The organism is Sphingobacterium sp. MYb388 (genome assembly GCF_037479535.1).
Lineage (GTDB): Bacteria > Bacteroidota > Bacteroidia > Sphingobacteriales > Sphingobacteriaceae > Sphingobacterium > Sphingobacterium anhuiense.
In genome coordinates, this window is sequence record NZ_JBBGYV010000010.1 from 140,793 (window position 1) to 161,478 (window position 20,686).

A 20,686-nucleotide genomic window follows, 5' to 3' on the forward strand; every position below is an offset into this window, starting at 1 on the left:
ATGAAAAGTACTATTTTACAAACAGCTTCAAAATATTTGTTGCCTATACTTCTTTTATTTTCCTTTTTTCTATTATTAAGAGGACATTACTACCCAGGCGGTGGTTTTGTCGGAGGTTTGGTTGCATCCATTGCTTTTGTCTTACACAGTTTCGCTCATGGTACTGAAGAAACAATGAAGATATTACGTTATAAACCCCTATCCTTACTTCCTATCGGATTAGGAATATCTGCATTCAGTATGTTTATGCCAGCACTTTTCGGACTGCCTGTAATGACTGGATTATGGCTGGAACATCCGATCCCAGTTATTGGTATGATTGGTACAGCACTACTCTTCGATCTTGGTATTTACCTCGTGGTCATCGGAGTTGTTTTAACCATTTTATTCACCATTTCACTCAGTTCAGATTAACATTGCAATGGAAATACTACTTATTTTACTCATAGGCGTATTATATGCGACAGGCATATATCTTATTTTAAGAAGAAGTATGGTTAAACTACTTCTAGGAATTATGCTACTTGGAAACGGCACCAATATTTTGATATTTCTCTTGGGTAATATCACCAAAGGAAAACCGCCGATCATTAGAGATGGATTGAAAGTCTTTCAAGATATATATGCAGATCCAATACCTCAAGCATTAATTTTAACCGCAATTGTCATTAGCTTCGGCTTAACTTCCTTTGCTATTGTACTATTAAAACGTGTTTATGCACTAATTAACACGGACGATCTAGACAACTTAAACACACCCGAAGACGAAGATATATGATTGATAATCAAATTATAGCAACAGTACTTGTACATTTATTTACTGCAATCATACAGTTAGGTTTTTGGAGAAAAACAGGTCCACAACGTATCCTCAGCATTGGCGGCAGTTTCATAAGTTTAATTTTTGCCATCAAATTATTTGCTAAAGTATTTAATGGAGACATACTCATTATGCATGCGGCCAATTGGGAGGCTCCTTTCGGAATTGTATTTGTAGCAGATTTACTAAGCTCCACCTTAGTTCTGCTCACAGCGATAGCGACTTTAGCAGTATCTATTTTCTCTGCAACAGGTATCGGCCGGCAACGTATACTCTACGGTTACTTCCCTATCTTCCACTTTTTAGTGATGGGATTAAATGGTGCATTTTTAACCGGAGATATTTTCAATCTTTACGTGTTTTTTGAAGTTATTATTATTTCATCCTTTGTATTAATGACCCTGGGAGGTCGGAAAGCACAATTAGAGGGCGCTGTAAAGTATATGGCGATGAATATACTCGCTTCTACTTTCTTCTTAACTGGAATCGGTATTCTTTATGGTATATCGGGGTCTTTAAATATGGCCGATCTAGCACTCATCGTTCCCAAGATTGAAAACCGTGCAATAGTTGATATTACTGCTACTTTCTTTTTAATTGGATTTGGCATCAAGTCTGCGATTTTCCCTCTTTACTTCTGGTTGCCATCATCCTATCACACACCTCCTTCTGCTGTAGCAGCTATATTTGGTGGGCTACTCACTAAGGTAGGTATATATGCCTTATTCCGGGTCTTTACCTTAATTTTCATTCCTAATGAATTTATTCGGAATCTGTTGGTCATATTGGCAATTTTGACCATTTTAACAGGAGCATTCGGTGTATTGATCAAGACCAATATAAGACGGCTATTTTCTTACCTCATCGTATGCCATATCGGATTTATGATAGGGGGATTAGGTATTTATAGCAAGTTGGCAATTCTCGGTGCCGTATTTTATTTAATTCATGATATCATGGTTAAAACGAACATCTTCTTAATCGCCGGATTGATCCGTCAAATGAGAGGATCTATGGATATGAAAAAACTGGGTGGATTGTATGCTGAATATCCAAAAATTTCATTGCTGATTGCCATAGTACTGTTTTCACTGGCTGGTATACCACCATTATCCGGATTTTGGCCAAAAATATATTTATTGCAGGGTGCCTTTCAAACAGGACATTACTTTTATGCAGGAGCACTTATACTAGGTAGCTTCATGACTTTATTTGTACTCGCAAAATTTTGGTCGGAAGTATTTTGGAAAAAACCACAAGACCCCGATGCAATTGAGGACAAATTTAAAGACCTGATAGGTATTCGAAAGGTCGCATTGATTTTACCGATCTGTATACTTGCAGCTAGTTCTTTATATATCGGACTCAATGCAGAAAGTATCATTCAGGTAGCGGACCGCATATCATCAGAAATGTTAAACACCAAACCTTATATTCAAGCAGTATTAGGCAAATAAAGTAAAATATGATCAAACAGTTTTTAATGAACCTGCTGCTTTCTTTTATTTGGGTAGCATTAACAGGTTCAATGTATTATACGAATTTTCTTTTTGGCTTCTTACTTGGTTTCTTCATTCTATGGGTCATGAACCGAAATGAAGTTGATCAGCGTTATTTTTACCGTGTCCCGAAAACGATTAGCTTTCTCTTTTTCTTCTTGTATCAAATGATTATAGCTAATCTACAGGTTGCTTACGACGTGATCACACCTAAGTATTTTTTTAAACCTGGAATTGTGAAATACAAGATGGATGCTAAGTCTGATTTTGAGATCAACTTACTTTCTACCTTTATCTCACTAACACCGGGAACATTAATTCTGGATATCAGCGAAGACAAAAAGATTTTATATATCCATGTCATGTACCTACATGATAAACAAAAATTCATGACAGAGTTGAAAAACAATGTTGAACGCAAACTTTTAGAAATTTTGAGATGAGCTTAACTGAATATTTAGATTATGTGATTCTGCCCATATTAATTTTGTCAACAGTAATTACATTTATACGTCTTTTCAAAGGACCGGATGTGGCCGATAGGGTTATTGCTCTAGATCTAATCATTACCACAGGTATTGGGATTATTACTGTCTATAGTATCACGACATCTCAAGAAATTTTTCTTGACGTGGCCATGATACTTGCCCTAATTGCCTTTTTAGGAACAATTGCCTTTGCCTATTATTTAGAAAAACAAGACTATAATGACTGATATTATTATTGCAGTGCTGAGTACCATCGGCGCCTTAGCGATTCTCTTCGCTTCCATTGGCATCCTTAGAATGCCTGACTTTTATTTACGCCTTTCTGTTACGGTTAAAGCTGCAACTCTAGGTGTTGGTTTGCTTTTGCTTTGTGCCGCAATTGTCTTTCCTGACGTCTCCGTCACAACAAAAACAATCGCAATCGCGTTCTTTCTAGTACTAACAGCTCCGGTTGCGGCGCATATGATTGGAAGGGTTGCCTATATAACGGGCATTAAATTGTGGAAAGGGACAATCACAGATGAATTAGAGGGTATGTATGATGAAGAGACACATGAATTAAAAAGTAATTCTGACGACTCTTCATCAACAGATGATATCACTAAAAAATAATACAAACTGGAGCAGGAACACGAAGTGGTTTTCCAGTCTCTTTTAGAAGTCCTGTTTTTTCATCCCTGCTAAAAGTGATAATTTCGTTACTCGTTTGATTGGCTACCAATAGGAATTTACCGTCAGGGCTAAAATTAAAATTGCGCGGTCCTTTTCCAGATGTACTCTGATTTGCTACTTTGGTCAATTTTCCGTCTTTAGCAATAGCGAAAATTCCAATGGTATTAGCATCACCTCTGTTTGATGCATACAGAAATTTTCCGTCCGGAGATACTTTGATATCAGCGGCACCATTTTTCCCTGTAAACCCATCAGGATTAATATTAACAGATTGATCAAATAACCAATCTTGTCCATCCCGTTTGTATACAGCAATGTCTGCTGTCATTTCGAGTACGACATACATATGCTTTTCTTTCTTATCAAAGGCAATATGTCGAGGACCACCACCTGCTGAAGAGAATACTTCCGCAGGATCTGTACCCAATTTAACATCCTTTGATTTTGGATCAATTAATTTATAAATCGAAATTTGATCTAGACCTAAATCTTGTACAAAAAGTTCATTTCCTTTTTTTGAGAAAAACGCAGAATGTACATGAGGGCCTTCTTGTCTAGCTTTGTCAACGCCTTTACCTTCATGTTGAACAAAATCTTTTAGATTACCGATAACACCATTGGGTTCTAATCCGTATAGTACAAAAGAGCCACCACTATAATTAGAAGCTGTGATCAGGTTTTTATAAGGACTCACCGAAACATGACAGGGCGCATCTCCTTTTGTAGGAACTGTATTTAAGATTGTAAATTTACCTTTGTTATAAGAATACGCAGTTAAACTTCCTTTATTATTTCCCTGCTCACTAACGGCATATAAAATATTATCCTTTCGAGCTAGAAAAGAGGGATCCACTAATGGAGTGGTCGATACTAGCGCTATTTCACCCGTTTTTACATTAAAATCAAATGCATAGATTCCTTTACTTTCGGTGTTAGAGGTATAAGTACCTACAAACATGGAAATGTTTTGCGACCAACCAAAAAAAGGAAAACAGGTCAAAATAAAAAGTATAATTTTTTTCATGATTTCAAAATTAAAATTTTGTGGGAAAATGTAGTGTTAAATTTGGTTAAAACTACTTTTACTACCTTGTAAATACTTATTTTAGCTGTTCCAGAGCCGTTCAATATGTTATTATTCATAATAAGCATATAAACGGGATAAGACCTCGGAAATAATATTCAAATAAAATTAAGAATAATTAATATATTCTAATAATTTTGTGCAAGCTTTCAGAACTTTAAGTTTGAACAGTTATATTTTTAAAAAGCATTTAAATTACATTCCACGAATGAAACCATCATGGGCTTATAATAGCTTACAAACCGCGAGTAGTAACCAGCTCATGATAGCTTCATCACCATTAAAAGACATATTATTCTAATGAAAAAAAACTTATATACGTTGCTATTATTGGTATTTGTGACAGCACAAACAGTATTTGCTCAAAAACAAGTTATCGATCGAGTAGTTGCGACAGTAGGATCTGGTATTATTTTACAATCAGATGTTGATATGCAGTATGCGCAATATCTTTCAGGTGGTAATAAACCAAATGCAGATTTCAAATGTGAAATGCTGCAACAGCTGTTAACACAGAAATTACTTTCTCAGCAGGCGGTAATTGACTCCATCGAAGTGGGCGAAACTGAAGTTGATGATAACCTAAACAGCCGACTACGCTATATGTCTCAACAAGCAGGTGGTCAAGAAAGATTAGAAAAATTCTTAAATAGATCTCTGTTGCAATACAAAGAAGATATGCGTCCTAGTATATATGAGCAATTGAAAGCAAATAAAATGCGTCAGAATATTGTTCAAAAAGTAGACGTTACACCTATTGAGGTAAAACGCTATTATGAAGGACTGAATACCGATAGCCTACCTTATTTTAATACAGAAGTAGAAATTGGTGAAATTGTTATGTTCCCTAAACTAACTGTTGAAGAGAAAGCTGAGTTTAAAGCAAAGGCAGAGGGACTTCGCAAACAGGTTACAGATGGTTCTGATTTTGGTACAGTTGCACGTTTATATTCTGAAGATGGATCTGCTCCTTATGGTGGAGATTTAGGTTTCAATACACGTGATAATTGGGTTAAGGAATTTGCAGCAATGGCTTTTAAATTAAAAGCGGGTGATGTTTCTCCTGTTTTTGAAACAAAATATGGTTTCCACTTTTTACAAGTGTTAGAAAGACGTGGGGAAGAAGTACATGTTAGACATATTTTGATTAAGTTTAAACCAACAGCTGCTAGTATTGAACGCACACAAGCAAAGATGGATAGCATCTACAACTTAGTGACAACAGGAAAATTAGATTTTTATCATGCTGCAACGACAAACTCTGACAGTGAAGAATCAAAATTTAATGGTGGAATGGTTCTTAACCAAGAGGGAGAAACCCGTTCAACATTAATACCTGTAGATAAATTGGAAGCTTCTGTATTTCAAGCTATAGATCCATTAAAACCTGGAGAATATTCTAAACCGGCACAATTTACAGATCGTACAGGTGAAATTGGTCTACGATTCAATTATTTAAAATCACGTATTGCTCCTCATAAAGCAAACTTAGATGAGGATTTTGTGAAAATCAAAGAAGCTGCACGTCAAGATAAAGTAAACCGCAAATTGAATACCTGGTTTGAATCTAAGAGAGAGAACACATATATCAATATTGCCGATGACTTTAAAGACTGTAATGAACTTAAAGTTTGGATCTCTAAAAAATAGTTGATCTGATAAGATAAAATAGAAAGGGCTTCAAAATTAATTTTGAAGCCCTTTCTATTTTATAAATAATGTGAAAAAATATTATCTTTCAAACATCATTTCTACAAGTATATTCCAATTTGCTTTAGATACATCGTCCTTCGCGAGTTCACTCAACTTCCAAATACGGATATAATTGTATTTAACGACCTTATCCTTAATATTGACAGTTGCAGTACCGAATGAATAAGCATACTCACCGCTATATGCTCTACCTACTTTTTCAGGAGTAGTTAGAATATTAATACGAGATTTCTTTAAATATGCTAATATTTCTTTTTTACCTTCTATTGGTTGTATCCAAGGAAAAAGAAATCTTGCATCTTCATTCAAAAACTCTTTATAACCCGCTTGATTATCAGCCTTAAGAACCGTTGACAAAAGCTTATCGGTTTCAAAAACAATCTCTTTACGTTGATCTAAACGTACCTGAGAACGGTGCTTCAAATACCAAGCTTCACTAGGTTCATAAAACTCCAGTTCAGAATTTTCCTTATTGCCAAAATTTTCAACTTCAGCACGAATATCCACCAGCCACTTACCTTTTTTATTTCTTTTCCAGACGGTTAAGTACTGCCCAAAACGTTTTCTCGCTCCTACTTTCTGAAATTCCATCGAACCAGTAGTAACCCCAAATTCTTGACTTTTTGAAACCATCGCTAGCGCTGGTTCCCAAGTTAGTACATCGGGTATATTCGGCCTATTATTAAGATAATCTAAAGCATTGACCTCGGAAGGAACAAAAAATTTAGACTCTTTATCGACAATCGACAGAAAAGCCTGATGCGGAGTAGTTGTCTTAGAAATCAACGCAGCCTCTTTGTCGGCATTGATTAAACTACCTACTTTATCGGGAACCTGTGCATACACTTGTGCTGAAAAGGCACTCATGAAAACTATTGCCGACATTTTATTCCATATATTCATGTAATGTCTTTATTTTAATTGGACACTAACTATCAAATCTTATTCCAAAGCGTTCCATCTTTGCTATCTTTTAATTGAATACCGATAGCATTAAGTTCCTCACGAATACGATCAGATGTAGCAAAATCTTTATTTTGCTTAGCTCCATCACGTAATTTGATCACAATAGCCATGATTTCATCCACATTATCAGTGCTCGATAATTGATCATCTTGCAAGCCTAGAATATCAAAAATAAAATGTTGTACAAATGCTCTTAACTCTTCTAGATCAGCAGCACTGATAGCTGCTTTTCCATCGTAAATAGAATTAATCGAACGAACGACTTCAAACAATTCTGCAATTAAGATAGGGCTATTGAAATCATCATCCATGGCAGCATAACATTTCGCACGTAAATCAGCTACATCAACAGCAGACTTACCTTTTGAAGGTTTCAGCTTATCCAATAGATTTACCGCTGTCATAAGACGCTTGAACCCTTTATCTGCAGCATCAAGTGCCTCATTTGAGAAATCCAATGTGCTTCTATAATGCGCTTGTAACATAAAGAAACGAACAGCCATAGGTGAATATCCACGTTCCAACAAAGGATGATCACCGGTAAACAACTGATGAGGTAAAAAGCCATTTCCTGAAGATTTAGACATACGTGCTCCATTTACCGTTAACATATTGGTATGCATCCAATATTTGGCAGGTGCAGTATGATTACATGCTTCAGACTGAGCTATTTCGTTTGTATGATGCGTTGCTGCCAGATCCATACCTCCACCATGAATATCAAACTGATCGCCTAAATATTTACGGCTCATCGCCGAACATTCAATATGCCAACCCGGAAATCCAACACTCCAAGGTGAAGGCCAGCGCATAATATGTTCTGGCTTAGCTTTGATCCATAATGCAAAATCCAGACGGCCATGTTTTTCATCTTGGCCACCAAGCTCACGTGTATTATTCAACATATCTTCCAGCTTACGATTAGTCAGAATAGTATAATCGTAATCTTTCACATATTTCTCTACATCAAAATATACAGTCCCATCTACTTCATAAGCATAGCCATTAGCAATGATCTTTTGGACCATTTCAATCTGCTCAGAAATATGTCCTGTAGCGGTCGGTTCTATACTTGGAGGTAAAGTATTAAAAAGACGAAGCACATCGTGGAAACCAAGAGTATATTTTTGAACAATCTCCATCGGTTCCAATTGCTCCAATTTTGCCTTTTTAGCAAACTTATCATCACCTTCATCATTATCCCCTTCCAAATGGCCTGCATCGGTAATATTACGTACATAACGAACTTTAAATCCGAGATGTTTTAAATAACGAAATATCAAATCAAATGACACAAAAGTCCGACAATTTCCTAAGTGAACATCACTGTATACAGTAGGCCCACAAACATACATCCCTACCAAAGAGGGATGTAATGGTTGGAATTTTTCTTTCTTACGTGTTAACGTATTGTATAAATGAAGATTGTTTTCCATGTCTAGAAAATAGCTGTTTCTATTTTTGTCTAAAATATATTTGAATTGGAACACCTTCAAAATCGAAGTGCTCACGTAATTTATTTTCGATATAACGTTTGTACGGATCTTTTACATACTGTGGTAAGTTACAGAAGAATGCAAACATAGGTGTACGTCCTGGTAATTGCGTTACGTATTTTACCTTGATATATTTACCCTTTAAAGCTGGTGGAGGATAATTCTCAATCACCTGCAACATCACTTCGTTCAATTTTGAAGTAGGTATTTTTTTCGTTTTATTCTCATAAACTTTTGCTGCTACTTCTAGCGCTTTGAAAATACGTTGTTTTTCAGTGACCGAAGTAAAGACAATCGGTATATCTGTAAAAGGAGCGATTTTCTCTTTAATTCGAGCTTCAAACTCTTTCATCGTTTTATTGTCTTTTTCAATGGTATCCCATTTATTGACAATAATTACAATACCTTTTCTATTTTTTTCTGCCAAATGAAAAATATTGATATCCTGTGCTTCAATACCATCATTTGCATCTAACATTAAAAGGACAACATCAGAATCCTCTAATGCCTTGATTGTACGCATCACAGAGTAAAACTCAATATCTTCGTTTACCTTAGATTTACGTCTCAAACCTGCTGTATCAATCAATAAGAACTCATGTCCAAATTGCTTATAATGAATACGAATCGAATCGCGTGTCGTACCTGCAACAGGTGTTACAATATTACGATCAACACCTAATAAAGCATTTGTTAAAGAAGATTTACCTACGTTCGGACGACCTACGATTGTATATTTCGCTAATGTGGTATCATCTTCTTCTTCGTCTTCAAAAGTTGAAACTACAGCATCTAATAATTCCCCTGTCCCCGATCCTGTAGCGGAAGAAACATTATAAATTTCACCTAAACCAAAAGCATAAAACTCTGCAGAGTCATGGTGTAATTTAGCGTGGTCAACTTTATTTGCAGCAACATATACCGGTTTAGAACTTCTTCTCAAAAGATCTGCGATCTCATCATCTAAATCCGTAATACCTGTTGTTACATCAACCATAAAAATGATCGCTGATGCTTCTTCTATTGCGATATGAACCTGGTCACGAATTGCTTCTTCAAAAACATCATCCGATCCATGTACAAACCCACCAGTATCAATTACTGTAAACTTTTTCCCAATCCATTCTGCCGTTTCATAGTGACGGTCGCGCGTCACTCCACTAAAGTCATCAACAATAGCTTTTCTACTCTCCGTCAGACGATTAAAAAGCGTGGATTTCCCAACATTTGGACGACCTACAATTGCAACAATATTTGCCATATTTTTACTATATATTATTCTCGTTACCTCACGGCAACTTATTTAAATACAATTTAACTCAGTGGGCAAAGTTACATAATATACCTGGTATTTTTGAAAATCAATCTAATCTTATCGTAAACAATAAGATTTTTATTATCATATTTTACAACTGAGCTAAGACTATCAAACAAACTTGCTATCAGTCCGTAAGTATTCTTTTAATTGAAATTCAATTAAAAGAATATAAGCTTACCAAAAAGTATCCTAAAAGGGATTCAATAAAAAAAGTCCCAAATAGCTGGGGTGTTCTAAAACACTAAATTTCATTTATTCTAATTCATAAAATCGTTTTCGCGAAAATTCTAGCAATCATAATTATTAAACATAAAAAATGGCTTTGCAAAATTGCAAAGCCATTACTTTATTCATCAAAATCTAAACTTAAACTATTGAGTTGGATTTTGTGTTAATACACCAGGGTAAGAATTAATCGCAGACTGTGGTATAAAGTATACTACACGAAAGTCTGTCGGAGCAATAACCTCTGACTGATTGTGCGGTCCCGGATATTGACGCGTCAAGGCTTCACCGTTACGAAATACATCATAGCTACGTTCTGCTTGAAATGCTAATTCCAATTCACGCTCTTTATCAATTAATTTACTTGCATTTGAAGCATTTAAAGATGAATAAGCACCATTCGTAATTGAGCGGGTTCTTATTTTATTTAAATCCGCTAAAGCTGCACTGTAATTACCTAGTTTTGCTTGTGCTTCTGCTCTATTGAGATAAACCTCTCCTAACCTGCTGATGACAGGTGAATGTAATTGCGAATTTTCACCTTCTTTAGAACATTTGGTGATGTAAAACTGAGGATATACACGGTTCAAGGAAATATAGTAATCGAGAACTCCTTTGTAGGTTTTACCATCTTTATATTTCAAGCTATAAATTCCCTGACCTGCATCAATTACAGTTAATGCATATGATATTCTTTTCTCCTTCTCCGTTTTCGTTTCTGGGATTACTTCTACAGCATTGATTGCATTTCCAGCTCGTTCAATAACAAATTGAGCATAGTTTAACGTACTCACTCCATCTTCTTTTACAAAACGAAACACTTCAGAATACTTACCTGTTTTTTCATCTTTTGCATAAGTAGGTTCTATAAAAGATGCTCGAGCATCAACGATGCGGTAATTATCTGGACGCCAATCGTTACGACCGGTTTCATTCAATAAATCAATGTATTTAGCACTTGCATACATCTCACCCCAGCCCATACCTCCAATATTGGAATACATACCACCAATACCATAATAATGATCATCACCCGAAAATTCAGATGCTACTCTTTTAACTGCGAAAATAGTCTCGTTATTATTTTCTGGTGTGAACGTATTATATTTCATAAATCGCTCTCTTTCCAACAATGAATAAGATCCAGAGTTGATTACCTTATCCGCATACTCAACAGACAATCTTGCATATTCTGCATTGGGTGATTGATATGTACCACTCATATATAGATAAACACGGGATAACATCGCTTGAGCTGCTCCCTTAGAAGCATAAATATTACCTTTATTAATTGTCAACAAAGACTCCGCTTTCTTCAGATCGCTTATCGCTTGCGCATAAGTTTCTTTAACAGTTGAACGGTCTGGTAAATGTAAATTATCAAATACATCATCCGGTGTACCATTTACAATAGGCAAACCTAGATTTGTTTCTGGATTTTGATAATAAGGACGTCCATATGCACGAACCAAATAGAAATACATCATCCCGCGGATATAGTAACATTCTCCTAATTGATTGTCTTTTTCAGCACTTTCTCCCTCTTTTATAATTTTCATCACATTGGAAGATTGAGCAATTGCCTTATAACCTGCATTCCAAAATTCAGACAAACGTCCGTTATTCGGAGTACGTGCATAAGAAATAAACTCATAAAATGCATCCGTTGAGGCACCCCTAATCATCATATTATCTCCTGCATATTCCCCTGCGCGATGCATCGGGTCTGACCATGCTTTTAATTGTGCATAAGCACCATTGATCATCGCGTCTGGATTATTCGCAATAACATCCGAATCCATTAAGTTATGGGGTAACCTATCTATATTACATGACGTAAAGCTAGCAGCTGCTAATAATACAAATAATATCTTTTTCATAAAATTTTTTCCTCTTTTAACTAAAATGTCACATTAAGACCAAACATAAATTTACGTGTAGCAGGATAAATAGCAGGTCCTGCAGAACCCAATATAGCACCTGAATCATTCACAGACATTTCAGGATCTACACCTGAGTAATTTGTAATGGTAAACAAGTTCTCCCCCGTAAAGAACAAACGAACATTTTTCAATTTATACTGTTCCAATTTCAAATTATATCCTAAGGTTAAAGAACGCAACCTTAAAAAATCACCATCTTCTAAATAACGAGTTGAAGTAGAATTTCCTTTATCGTTATTATTGTATTTCGCAATAGGATGTGTTGCTATATCTCCCGGTTTTTCCCAACGGTTCCAGCCATCTTGCAATTTCATTTGATTTCTATCTGTATATGTTCCATCCGAATCGTATTCTTGACGAGAATAGTTATAGATTTTTCCACCAATTGAATAGCCAAACGAAGCATTTAAATCAAATTGCTTATAAGTTATTCCAGTATTGAATCCTCCAAATAGATCTGGCGATGCTTTTCCTGCTTTCTGTAATGTTGCTGCAGAATAATTAGAGGTCTTTACTTGAGTTTGATTACCATCTTGATCGGTTTCAACTTTATACCATTCGGGAGCACCTGTCTCTACATTCACTCCAGCCCATATCGGCATATAATAGGTATCAACAGGTAAACCAGGTTCTAAAACACGATTAGCAGAACCAGCGATGCCTAAACCATCACCAATGATAAGTGGTCTAACAACGTCATTTCCACTAGCATCCTTACTCTTAATCAATTGTGTCAGTTTATTTTTATTGTGACCAATATTGATATCCAGACTCCACGTAAAGTCATTTTTTCGAATGATATCTCCACCTAAAGTAAGCTCAATACCTCTATTTTGCATCTTACCGATATTCTTATACACAGAAGTAACTCCAGTTAATCCACTAATTGGCACATTATATAAGATATTATCGGTTTTTTTATCATAGTAGTCAAAACTTACACGAGCACGATTACTGAACATCGATGCATCAAATCCTGCCCCTGTAGTAAACGTACGCTCCCACGTCAGATTCTTGTTTCCAATCCGATAAATCAAAGCGCCCGAAGTCTCATTATATCCGGATGATGATGATACAGAATATAAGCTATATTGTGGATACAACTCACTAGGGCGGTTACCGACAGAACCATAAGAAGCACGAACTTTTAAATTATCAACCCATGAGGCATTGAACCAATTCTCGCGATTGATATTCCATCCTCCACTCACAGAGAAGAAATTTCCGTATTTCGCATTGTCACCAAAGTTAGAAGCGCCATCACGACGGAAAGACAATTGTCCTAAATATTTACCATCGTAAGCATAGTTTGCATTAGACAAGAAAGATTGAACAGCCCATTCATTGATCGCTCCTTTAGTTCTTTCTGGTCGAGAAACAACATCAAGCACTTCAAATCCTGGAATAAATCCAGTTCCATATACATCTAATGTCTTAGACCAATAATCATTGAATTCATATGCTGCTAATGCGTTCACAGCATGCTTGCCCCAAGATTTATTGAATTTTAATATTTGGCTGGTGTAACGTCGTGCATATTCCGAACGATAATCGGTTAAACGTCCTTTTACACTTTCTCCACCATTAGAGCGTGGATCAGTATAACCAGCAGCACTATACGTGTTATAGCGGTAGTTATTAACAGACGAAAATGTTAGCCAATTCGTGAACTTGATATCAAAGTCCATATTACCACTGAATTCATAATTTGTGTTGGCGCTATGATCCCATTGTAAATCGTAAAGGTAGTTTGTACTCGCACTATTTACCCAGCTACTTGAACGGTGACCAACCAAGTTACCATTAGCATCATATGGACTGTCCCAAGGGAAATTTGAATACATAGCAGTTGTAGAATACTGTCTATCTTCAACTCCACGACGTGCCCCCACCAATGTTGGTTTAACAGTCAACCATGTGGTAGGCTTATAAACTGTATTCATACGGAAGTTATAACGATCGTATTCATAACCTTTTACAGCACCTACTTCATTATAATAACCTAATGACAAGTAAGACTGCAACTTCTCCGTACCACTTTGAATCGAAACATTATGATTTTGCGTAAATCCTTGCTGAGTAGCTACTTTCCACCAGTCAAAATTGCTATCTCTTAAATCTGCATTCCAACGTGGAAATTTGATTGCACTTTGGTTAGCAAAAGAAGCATAGTAATCATACAATTCTGCACCGTTCATCATTTTCATATTACCATTGGTAAGCTGATTGAATCCCATTTTTGTAGAAAAACTGATTGAAGTGCCGCTTGCAGATGGGTTCTTAGTCGTTACGACAACTACACCATTTGCGCCTTGAGAACCATAAATAGCAGTGGAAGCTGCGTCTTTCAAAATTGTTAATGTTGCGATATCATCTGGATTTAAATCTCCAGCACTAGATCCAAGAATTACACCATCTACGACCCAGAGCGGACTAGTTGTACCACTTAAAGTAGCTTGACCACGAATCACGACTCCTCCTTTTGCACCTGGCTGACCCGATCCGGGGGCAACATAAACACCAGCAGCTTTTCCATTTAACATATTCTCCACATTCGGAGAAGTTGTACCTCTCAATTGATCACCCTTTACAACTTGTAGCGCTCCTGTTAGACTCTCTTTCTTTTGAGTGCCATAACCTACAACTACAACTTCTTCAAGTGCTTGATTGGACTCTTGTAACTGCACATTTAAAAATGCACCTTCCACTAGTTTTTCAGTTTTGTTAAATCCAATGGCTGAAAAAATCAAAGTTTGACCAACTTCAACTTGAAGAGAATAGCGACCATTAGCATCAGTTGAAGTCGCAAGAGTAGGTTTTTCTTTCACAGAAATAGTCACTCCGCTTAATGGGCCCGTACTTGATGTAACAGTACCAGAAACTTTCTGTTGCATACTATTACTTGTTACGCTAATCAAATTACCATAATCATTTGCCATCACCATATTTGGAGCTACAAGAGCAAACATTAAGGCAGATGTAATCGGGTAAAATTTAGTCGTAAAAAAAGGTTTTGTAAATCTTTTATTCATAAACTTAATTTCAAGATAATCAGTATATTAGTTAATTATCATAATTTATACAGTGCAAAATAGCGTAAAGATTACTTAATATAAATTTAATATGTAACGAAATCGATTGCATAAATTCACGCAAACGATTGTTATGAAAACTAAAATATAGTTATCTCAGAAACTACCCAATCATAGCGCTTATACAAACTTCTTCATAATGAAATAACTGCTCGGCTATTATATCACAATAAACAATAAAAGCAGGTATTTATAGAGATACCTGCTTTTATTAATCGGGTTAAAATAAATTAATAACCTGTGTTCTGTTTCAAAACTCCATAAGATAAATCAATTTGGCTTTGCGGAACAGGCATTAGATATAATCTATCATTCCAAACTCGCTCTTGAGCTAGCCCATTTTTTACATCGTAAATATTTTTCATTACATCAGGAGCGGTTTTCCAACGACGAATATCATAATAGCGCACGCCTTCTAACACCAATTCAACAGCTCTCTCATTACGAATTAATTCCCTTAACTTACCTTGACTTCCATATGCTCCGCGATCGACTTTAGGCAAACCTGCACGAACACGAAGTTGGTCCAAAGCATCAAAAACTGTTGCATCTGGTCCAGATTTTTCATTTTGAGCTTCTGCGTAGTTAAGTAAAACTTCAGCATAACGAATTAGGATAACATTAGCATAAGAATCAATCTGATCTCTATTAGATGTTGGATCTACTAATTTCCTAAAATTATATCCTGTTATTGACATATTAGATTTACCACTGCTCCAAGTAAACTTATATCCTCCTTCTTTTGTTAAAGCATTCCAAGGCGCTGTCTCAAATAATATAGAGGCATAAAAACGTGGATCACGATTTTTAAACTCCTTCACAAAATCAGCCTTATCCGCTTTTGCATAATTAGCAGCTCTTACTTCAGCACTCACAGGCTTGATGGATTCTCCCGTCTTAAAATTAACATAAAGATCAACTAAATTCTGTGTTGGTGTTAAAGAACTCCAGCCGCCCACAGCACCTTCTCCTAGTAAGGTATTATTCAATTGAGATTGAGCGACACGAATATATTGTCTATCCAAAATCACTTCACTGTTACCTTCATTTTCAACCTGAAAGATACCTTCATAACTTCTAAGCCCTAATCGAAACTTTTTCTCATCATCAGCATTTTCAAAATCAACAAATTGCGCATAATTATCTTTTTTATTTAATTCTGATTCAGCACCAGCATGAAACAATCCATATCCTAAGCCCATTACTTCCTTGGCTGTACGTGCAGCCTCCTCCCAATTATTCTCCATCAAATATAATCGCGATTGTAAAGCTAAAGCGGCACCTTTCGTAATCCTTCCCTTTTCAGAAGAGTATGACGCAGGCAATTTTGCTGAAACTTCTTGTAATTCCTTAAACAAGAAATCAAGTACTTCCTTCTTCGCAACGCGAGGAACATTAGATTCTTCCTTAGTCAAGACCTTAGTCACCAAAGGAATATCTCCAAATTTCTCTACCATAGGGATATATAGATAAGCACGAATAAAACGAACTTCAGCTTTATAACGCTCTTTAAGCGTTTCATCCATGACAGCTTTATCTACATTTTCTAAAAAATAATTACATGTTCGGATTGGAATATAACTCCAGCCTGCATCGATGTCTGCACCTAGCGAGCCAGATGATATTGCCGTTGAAGCACTTTCCCATGGGTATTGAGCATGAACCAAATCTGAAGCTCCATCATCATACATACCATCAGATAGTTTTCCATAAATAGCGTTTACCGCTAATTTCACATCATTTTCAGTTCTCCAAAATTCTTCCTCCGGAACCTTGTTAACAGGTGTACGGTCTAAAAAATCTTTTGAACAGGCTCCAAATAACAGTGTTGTTGCTAATAAGGGATATAATATATGTCTTTTCATTGCTTTTCTATTAAAAATTAAAATTTAGCGGTTAAACCAACAGAAATTGTTTTCACACCCGGATAACTTGCTCTTCCCGAACCAGTTTCCGGATCAAAATCGCCAAGACGCTTATCCGCCATAATAGTAAATGGATTATTAGATGAAGCAAAGAAGCGTAATTGAGACATTTTGATATTACTCAACATTTCTTTAGGAAATGTGTATCCGACCGTAATGGCACGAATTCTGAAATAGTTACCACTAAACAACCAAAAATCTGATGTTTTATAATTATGAGGAGCATCACCTGTCAATGTGATTCTCGGAAATGGAGCATCCGATACATTATTTTCTTCGGACCAACCGTTTGACCAGCTCTTCTTAATGTTAGCACCATTGAAGAAAGGAAAGGAAGCCTCATTATCCAAATAAGTTTTAACTCCACCAACTCCATAAGTCAACACATCAATATCAAAATTTTTATAGGCAGCTCTGAAATTAAACCCATAATTGAACCAAGGAACATCATTACCTAAGATTGTACGATCCTCTGCATCAATTTTATGATCACCATTGATATCTACATATCGGATATCTCCTAATTTTGGTGTACCTCCCATTGCTTCATAATTGACATTCTTTAGCTCTTCCGCATTGGTAAACAATCCATCAGATTTATAACCATAATAGTCACCAACAGATCCGCCTACACGATTGATGTAGTAACCGTCGGTGATTTCATTTACATCACCTAAAGAAAGTATGGTATTTTTAATCTTCGAGATATTTCCCGATACCGAATATGTAAATTCATCACCTACTTTACCATTGTAAGTCAATGCAATCTCAATTCCTTTATTTTGCGTAGTCCCTTGATTATAATATGGTGTGTGATCTTTATCAAAGCCCGATGTAGACAAAGTTGCGGGTCTTAATAGTACATCCTCCGATTTTTTAACAAAATAATCAGCTACTAAATTAAACTTACCCCCTAAAAAAGTAGCGTCCAATCCAATATTCGACATCGTAACTTTTTCCCAGAGCGCAAGTCTATTAGCTCCATATTGCTGCTCTAATCCATCAACTGCTAATCCATCAAAGCTGTAAGCAGAATAACGATCCAAAAGATTATAATAATTACCTATCGCAACTGCATCTTGATTGCCCAATGTACCATAAGATCCTCTTAACTTTAATAAATCAATCCACTCCACATCCTGCATAAAAGATTCCTTATTGATATTCCAACCGGCAGAGAAAGATGGGAAAATTGCTCTACGAACTTCCGGAGCAAATCGAGAGGAGTAATCCATTCTCATGTTTGCTTCAAAGAGATACTTATCTTGGTACGAATAATTAAATCGGCCAAAAAAAGAACGCAATGCCCACTCATCTTGAGTAGTGCGGTTAGCAAGACCTTTATCATCTTTACTAATTTCGCCCGAACTACCGTTAATAATCGTAGAAGCATCGTTGTTAACAAAATTTTGTCTACCTAAAAATGCTTCCCTGTATACATTTGACTCCTCAGAAGCACCAACAGTCGCTTTCGCATAGTGATCTCCAAATCGACGCTCATAATTAATTGTTCCTTGCAACATCAACTCCTGACGTTTACCCCAAAATTCCTTTAGCTCATTGATTGCATTTACAGTAGAGGCCATGGGTTGTTTTGTAATGAAATTTATAACAGGATCTGTACGATTTATAAAATCAAAAGAATTTGTATTGGTATATTTCAAAGATATAGCCCCATCAATTGATAAACCTTTAAGCGGAGTTAAAGATGCGTTGGCAGCCATTTGTAAATAATTATCTCTATTATTACCCCTTCCACCTTCAGTAATGGCGCGCAATTGATTGTTTTTTGCAATTGTCGCGTTAGCAGCTCCATTTGAGATTGACCCCCAAGAACCATCTGATTGACGTATTGAGGTAAAAGGAAGCGCTCTACCCATCTCAACCCAGCTTATAGCACTACCATTACGATCATAATCTTGCTTTAAAAAAGAAACATTTGTGTTAAATGTTAACAAATCCTTGATAACGGTCGTATTGGTATTCAATTTCATATTAATACGATCCTGTTTTCGTCCTGGTACTAAAGATTCTTGATCAAAATAGTTTAAGCCAAGATAGTAGTTTGTAATTTTTCCAGGAGCATTTACATTCAATCCAAAATCACGCTGAGGAGCGGAACCTCTCAAGACCTCTTTATACCAATCATTATTAGGATAATAATCAGGATCGGTTTGATTTTTAAATTTATCGATCACATCTTGCTTAAATGTAGGAGCTTTTCCCGCATTTACCATCGCCTTATTATGCAGTTCGGCATAACCTACAGCATCAGCATATTCTGGTAAATAAGTTGCACTTTGAAACCCGTAGTTTGCATTAAAACCTACGACAGCTCGGTCACCGCCACCACGCTTAGTCGTTACTAAAATAACACCATTAGCAGCTCGAGAACCATACAATGATGCAGAAGCAGCATCTTTTAGAACGGACATACTATTGATATCATTTGGACTCAATGCCGAAAATTCTGCACTAGTTGCTGGAATTCCATCAATAATAAACATCGGCGAAGGTGAACCTAAATTAGTTCTACCACGTACAGTTATTCCTCCAGAATTACTTGACGCGCCCGTACTAGAAGATTTTCCTACCTCACCTGGTCTACTCAAGACTGTCACGCCTGGTGATATACCTTGTAAAGCATTCTGCAATGAAGTTACAGGTCTATCTGCCAATTGCTTAGGGGTAATTGTTGCTACAGAACCTGTTAAATTTGCTTTCTTTTGGGTACCAAAAGCTACGATAACAACTTCATCTAATGCTGTATTTGAAGATGTTAATGAAATATTCAGATTTCCACCGGTATAAACCACCTCCTTGGGCTCGTATCCCACAATATTAAAAATAAGTATTTTACCTGTTTCTGCATTTAATTCAAATCCTCCTGCAGCATTAGTTGCCGTAGCATTACTTGTACCTTTCTCAGTAATAGTTACACCCGACAACTGATTTCCCTTGTCATCTGTAACATTACCCTTAACTTTAATTTTTTGTGCAAAAGTTGCACTCATAACTAAAGACAAAGCACAAGAAAGTATGGTAGCTCTTCTTTTCATAGGTTAATTTAATAATTGTAAATAATGATTTTGTATTGTATTTAAGTCAGTTGTTTACTATTTGTAAACACAATATTAAATCTATATTATTGAAAAAAAAAGAGCAAAAATCGAACAATCGATTGCATATATTGCCTAGACAACTTTATTAAAAAAATAATAAGTACTACATATAAATTGGTTGATAATCAGTAAAACACTAATTATCAAACTCTTTAGATTGAAAATAATATTCAAATAAAGAAAAATGAATCCCATTCATTAAAAAAGAATCTTTGTAACAATTAGAGGATTAAATCATAGGTATTGGGAAGGAGGTGGAAAAAATAAAAGACAAAAATAAACCCTTTAGCTTTTGACTAAAGGGTTACCAAGTAGCGGGAATC

At 36.0% G+C, this 20,686-nt stretch carries 15 protein-coding genes; 7 read left to right on the forward strand and 8 right to left on the reverse strand.

Going from position 1 to position 20,686, the window contains the following annotated elements; translation table 11 throughout:
* From WH188_RS23560 to mnhG, 6 genes are read left to right on the forward strand one after another with little or no spacing between them, the layout of a single operon-like run.
* On the forward strand, nucleotides 1-414 hold the full coding sequence (locus WH188_RS23560; RefSeq protein WP_021190427.1) for a Na+/H+ antiporter subunit B: 414 nt from the start codon (nucleotides 1-3) through the stop codon (nucleotides 412-414).
* A gap of 7 nt (nucleotides 415-421) precedes the next feature.
* A complete protein-coding gene (locus WH188_RS23565; protein ID WP_021190426.1) occupies nucleotides 422-778 on the forward strand; it encodes a Na+/H+ antiporter subunit C in 357 nt (118 codons plus the stop codon).
* Nucleotides 775-2,277 carry a proton-conducting transporter transmembrane domain-containing protein gene (locus WH188_RS23570; RefSeq protein ID WP_132769146.1) on the forward strand — a complete coding sequence of 501 codons (1,503 nt, stop codon included), beginning with the start codon at nucleotides 775-777 and terminating at the stop codon, nucleotides 2,275-2,277. The genes WH188_RS23565 and WH188_RS23570 overlap by 4 nt, the downstream gene beginning before the upstream one ends.
* A gap of 8 nt (nucleotides 2,278-2,285) precedes the next feature.
* Complete coding sequence (locus WH188_RS23575) at nucleotides 2,286-2,762, forward strand: Na+/H+ antiporter subunit E (RefSeq protein WP_021191306.1); 477 nt, start codon at nucleotides 2,286-2,288, stop codon at nucleotides 2,760-2,762.
* On the forward strand, nucleotides 2,759-3,034 hold the full coding sequence (locus WH188_RS23580) for a cation:proton antiporter (RefSeq protein WP_021191305.1): 276 nt from the start codon (nucleotides 2,759-2,761) through the stop codon (nucleotides 3,032-3,034). Before WH188_RS23575 ends, WH188_RS23580 begins: the two co-directional genes overlap by 4 nt.
* Nucleotides 3,027-3,419, forward strand: a complete 393-nt coding sequence (gene mnhG / locus WH188_RS23585) for a monovalent cation/H(+) antiporter subunit G (RefSeq protein ID WP_021191304.1) — start codon at nucleotides 3,027-3,029, stop codon at nucleotides 3,417-3,419. The genes WH188_RS23580 and mnhG overlap by 8 nt, the downstream gene beginning before the upstream one ends.
* Here mnhG and WH188_RS23590 read toward each other — a convergent pair.
* Entirely contained in the window at nucleotides 3,409-4,503 is a 1,095-nt protein-coding gene (locus WH188_RS23590; RefSeq protein WP_021191303.1) for a lactonase family protein, read from the reverse strand. The two genes, mnhG and WH188_RS23590, sit on opposite strands and share 11 nt — an antisense overlap.
* A 360-nt stretch (nucleotides 4,504-4,863) precedes the next feature.
* Here WH188_RS23590 and WH188_RS23595 point away from each other — a divergent pair, with 360 nt between their 5' ends.
* Nucleotides 4,864-6,213, forward strand: a complete 1,350-nt coding sequence (locus tag WH188_RS23595; protein ID WP_168127581.1) for a peptidylprolyl isomerase — start codon at nucleotides 4,864-4,866, stop codon at nucleotides 6,211-6,213.
* Nucleotides 6,214-6,294: 81 nt separating this feature from the next.
* On the opposite strand, the gene WH188_RS23600 is transcribed toward WH188_RS23595, so the two are convergent.
* The 7 genes from WH188_RS23600 to WH188_RS23630 form a co-directional block, all read right to left on the reverse strand.
* The gene (locus tag WH188_RS23600; protein ID WP_021188679.1) at nucleotides 6,295-7,179 is read right to left on the reverse strand and encodes a hypothetical protein; all 885 of its coding nucleotides are present in this window, start codon (nucleotides 7,177-7,179) and stop codon (nucleotides 6,295-6,297) included.
* 32 nt (nucleotides 7,180-7,211) lie between these two features.
* Nucleotides 7,212-8,678 carry a cysteine--tRNA ligase gene (gene cysS, locus WH188_RS23605; RefSeq protein ID WP_132769153.1) on the reverse strand — a complete coding sequence of 489 codons (1,467 nt, stop codon included), beginning with the start codon at nucleotides 8,676-8,678 and terminating at the stop codon, nucleotides 7,212-7,214.
* Nucleotides 8,679-8,697: 19 nt separating this feature from the next.
* A complete protein-coding gene (der, locus tag WH188_RS23610; protein ID WP_021188677.1) occupies nucleotides 8,698-9,999 on the reverse strand; it encodes a ribosome biogenesis GTPase Der in 1,302 nt (433 codons plus the stop codon).
* A gap of 428 nt (nucleotides 10,000-10,427) precedes the next feature.
* Nucleotides 10,428-12,161: a RagB/SusD family nutrient uptake outer membrane protein gene (locus tag WH188_RS23615; protein WP_168127582.1), complete on the reverse strand. Its 1,734-nt coding sequence runs from the start codon at nucleotides 12,159-12,161 to the stop codon at nucleotides 10,428-10,430.
* A 20-nt stretch (nucleotides 12,162-12,181) separates the two neighbouring features.
* The gene (locus WH188_RS23620; protein ID WP_165905858.1) at nucleotides 12,182-15,256 is read right to left on the reverse strand and encodes a SusC/RagA family TonB-linked outer membrane protein; all 3,075 of its coding nucleotides are present in this window, start codon (nucleotides 15,254-15,256) and stop codon (nucleotides 12,182-12,184) included.
* A gap of 290 nt (nucleotides 15,257-15,546) precedes the next feature.
* Nucleotides 15,547-17,181 (reverse strand): RagB/SusD family nutrient uptake outer membrane protein, encoded by a 1,635-nt coding sequence (locus WH188_RS23625; RefSeq protein WP_132769157.1) that lies wholly within the window; start codon nucleotides 17,179-17,181, stop codon nucleotides 15,547-15,549.
* Between the two features lie 17 nt (nucleotides 17,182-17,198).
* Complete coding sequence (locus WH188_RS23630; protein ID WP_132769159.1) at nucleotides 17,199-20,300, reverse strand: SusC/RagA family TonB-linked outer membrane protein; 3,102 nt, start codon at nucleotides 20,298-20,300, stop codon at nucleotides 17,199-17,201.
* Nucleotides 20,301-20,686 lie beyond the last annotated feature (386 nt).

Bases quoted from the DNA above. Each gene is read 5' to 3' on its own strand.
- WH188_RS23560 (WP_021190427.1), top strand. From the start codon at position 1: ATGAAAAGTACTATTTTACAAACAGCTTCAAAATATTTGTTGCCTATA.
- WH188_RS23565 (WP_021190426.1), top strand. From the start codon at position 422: ATGGAAATACTACTTATTTTACTCATAGGCGTATTATATGCGACAGGC.
- WH188_RS23570 (WP_132769146.1), top strand. From the start codon at position 775: ATGATTGATAATCAAATTATAGCAACAGTACTTGTACATTTATTTACT.
- WH188_RS23575 (WP_021191306.1), top strand. From the start codon at position 2,286: ATGATCAAACAGTTTTTAATGAACCTGCTGCTTTCTTTTATTTGGGTA.
- WH188_RS23580 (WP_021191305.1), top strand. From the start codon at position 2,759: ATGAGCTTAACTGAATATTTAGATTATGTGATTCTGCCCATATTAATT.
- mnhG (WP_021191304.1), top strand. From the start codon at position 3,027: ATGACTGATATTATTATTGCAGTGCTGAGTACCATCGGCGCCTTAGCG.
- WH188_RS23590 (WP_021191303.1), bottom strand. From the start codon at position 4,503: ATGAAAAAAATTATACTTTTTATTTTGACCTGTTTTCCTTTTTTTGGT.
- WH188_RS23595 (WP_168127581.1), top strand. From the start codon at position 4,864: ATGAAAAAAAACTTATATACGTTGCTATTATTGGTATTTGTGACAGCA.
- WH188_RS23600 (WP_021188679.1), bottom strand. From the start codon at position 7,179: ATGAATATATGGAATAAAATGTCGGCAATAGTTTTCATGAGTGCCTTT.
- cysS (WP_132769153.1), bottom strand. From the start codon at position 8,678: ATGGAAAACAATCTTCATTTATACAATACGTTAACACGTAAGAAAGAA.
- der (WP_021188677.1), bottom strand. From the start codon at position 9,999: ATGGCAAATATTGTTGCAATTGTAGGTCGTCCAAATGTTGGGAAATCC.
- WH188_RS23615 (WP_168127582.1), bottom strand. From the start codon at position 12,161: ATGAAAAAGATATTATTTGTATTATTAGCAGCTGCTAGCTTTACGTCA.
- WH188_RS23620 (WP_165905858.1), bottom strand. From the start codon at position 15,256: ATGAATAAAAGATTTACAAAACCTTTTTTTACGACTAAATTTTACCCG.
- WH188_RS23625 (WP_132769157.1), bottom strand. From the start codon at position 17,181: ATGAAAAGACATATATTATATCCCTTATTAGCAACAACACTGTTATTT.
- WH188_RS23630 (WP_132769159.1), bottom strand. From the start codon at position 20,300: ATGAAAAGAAGAGCTACCATACTTTCTTGTGCTTTGTCTTTAGTTATG.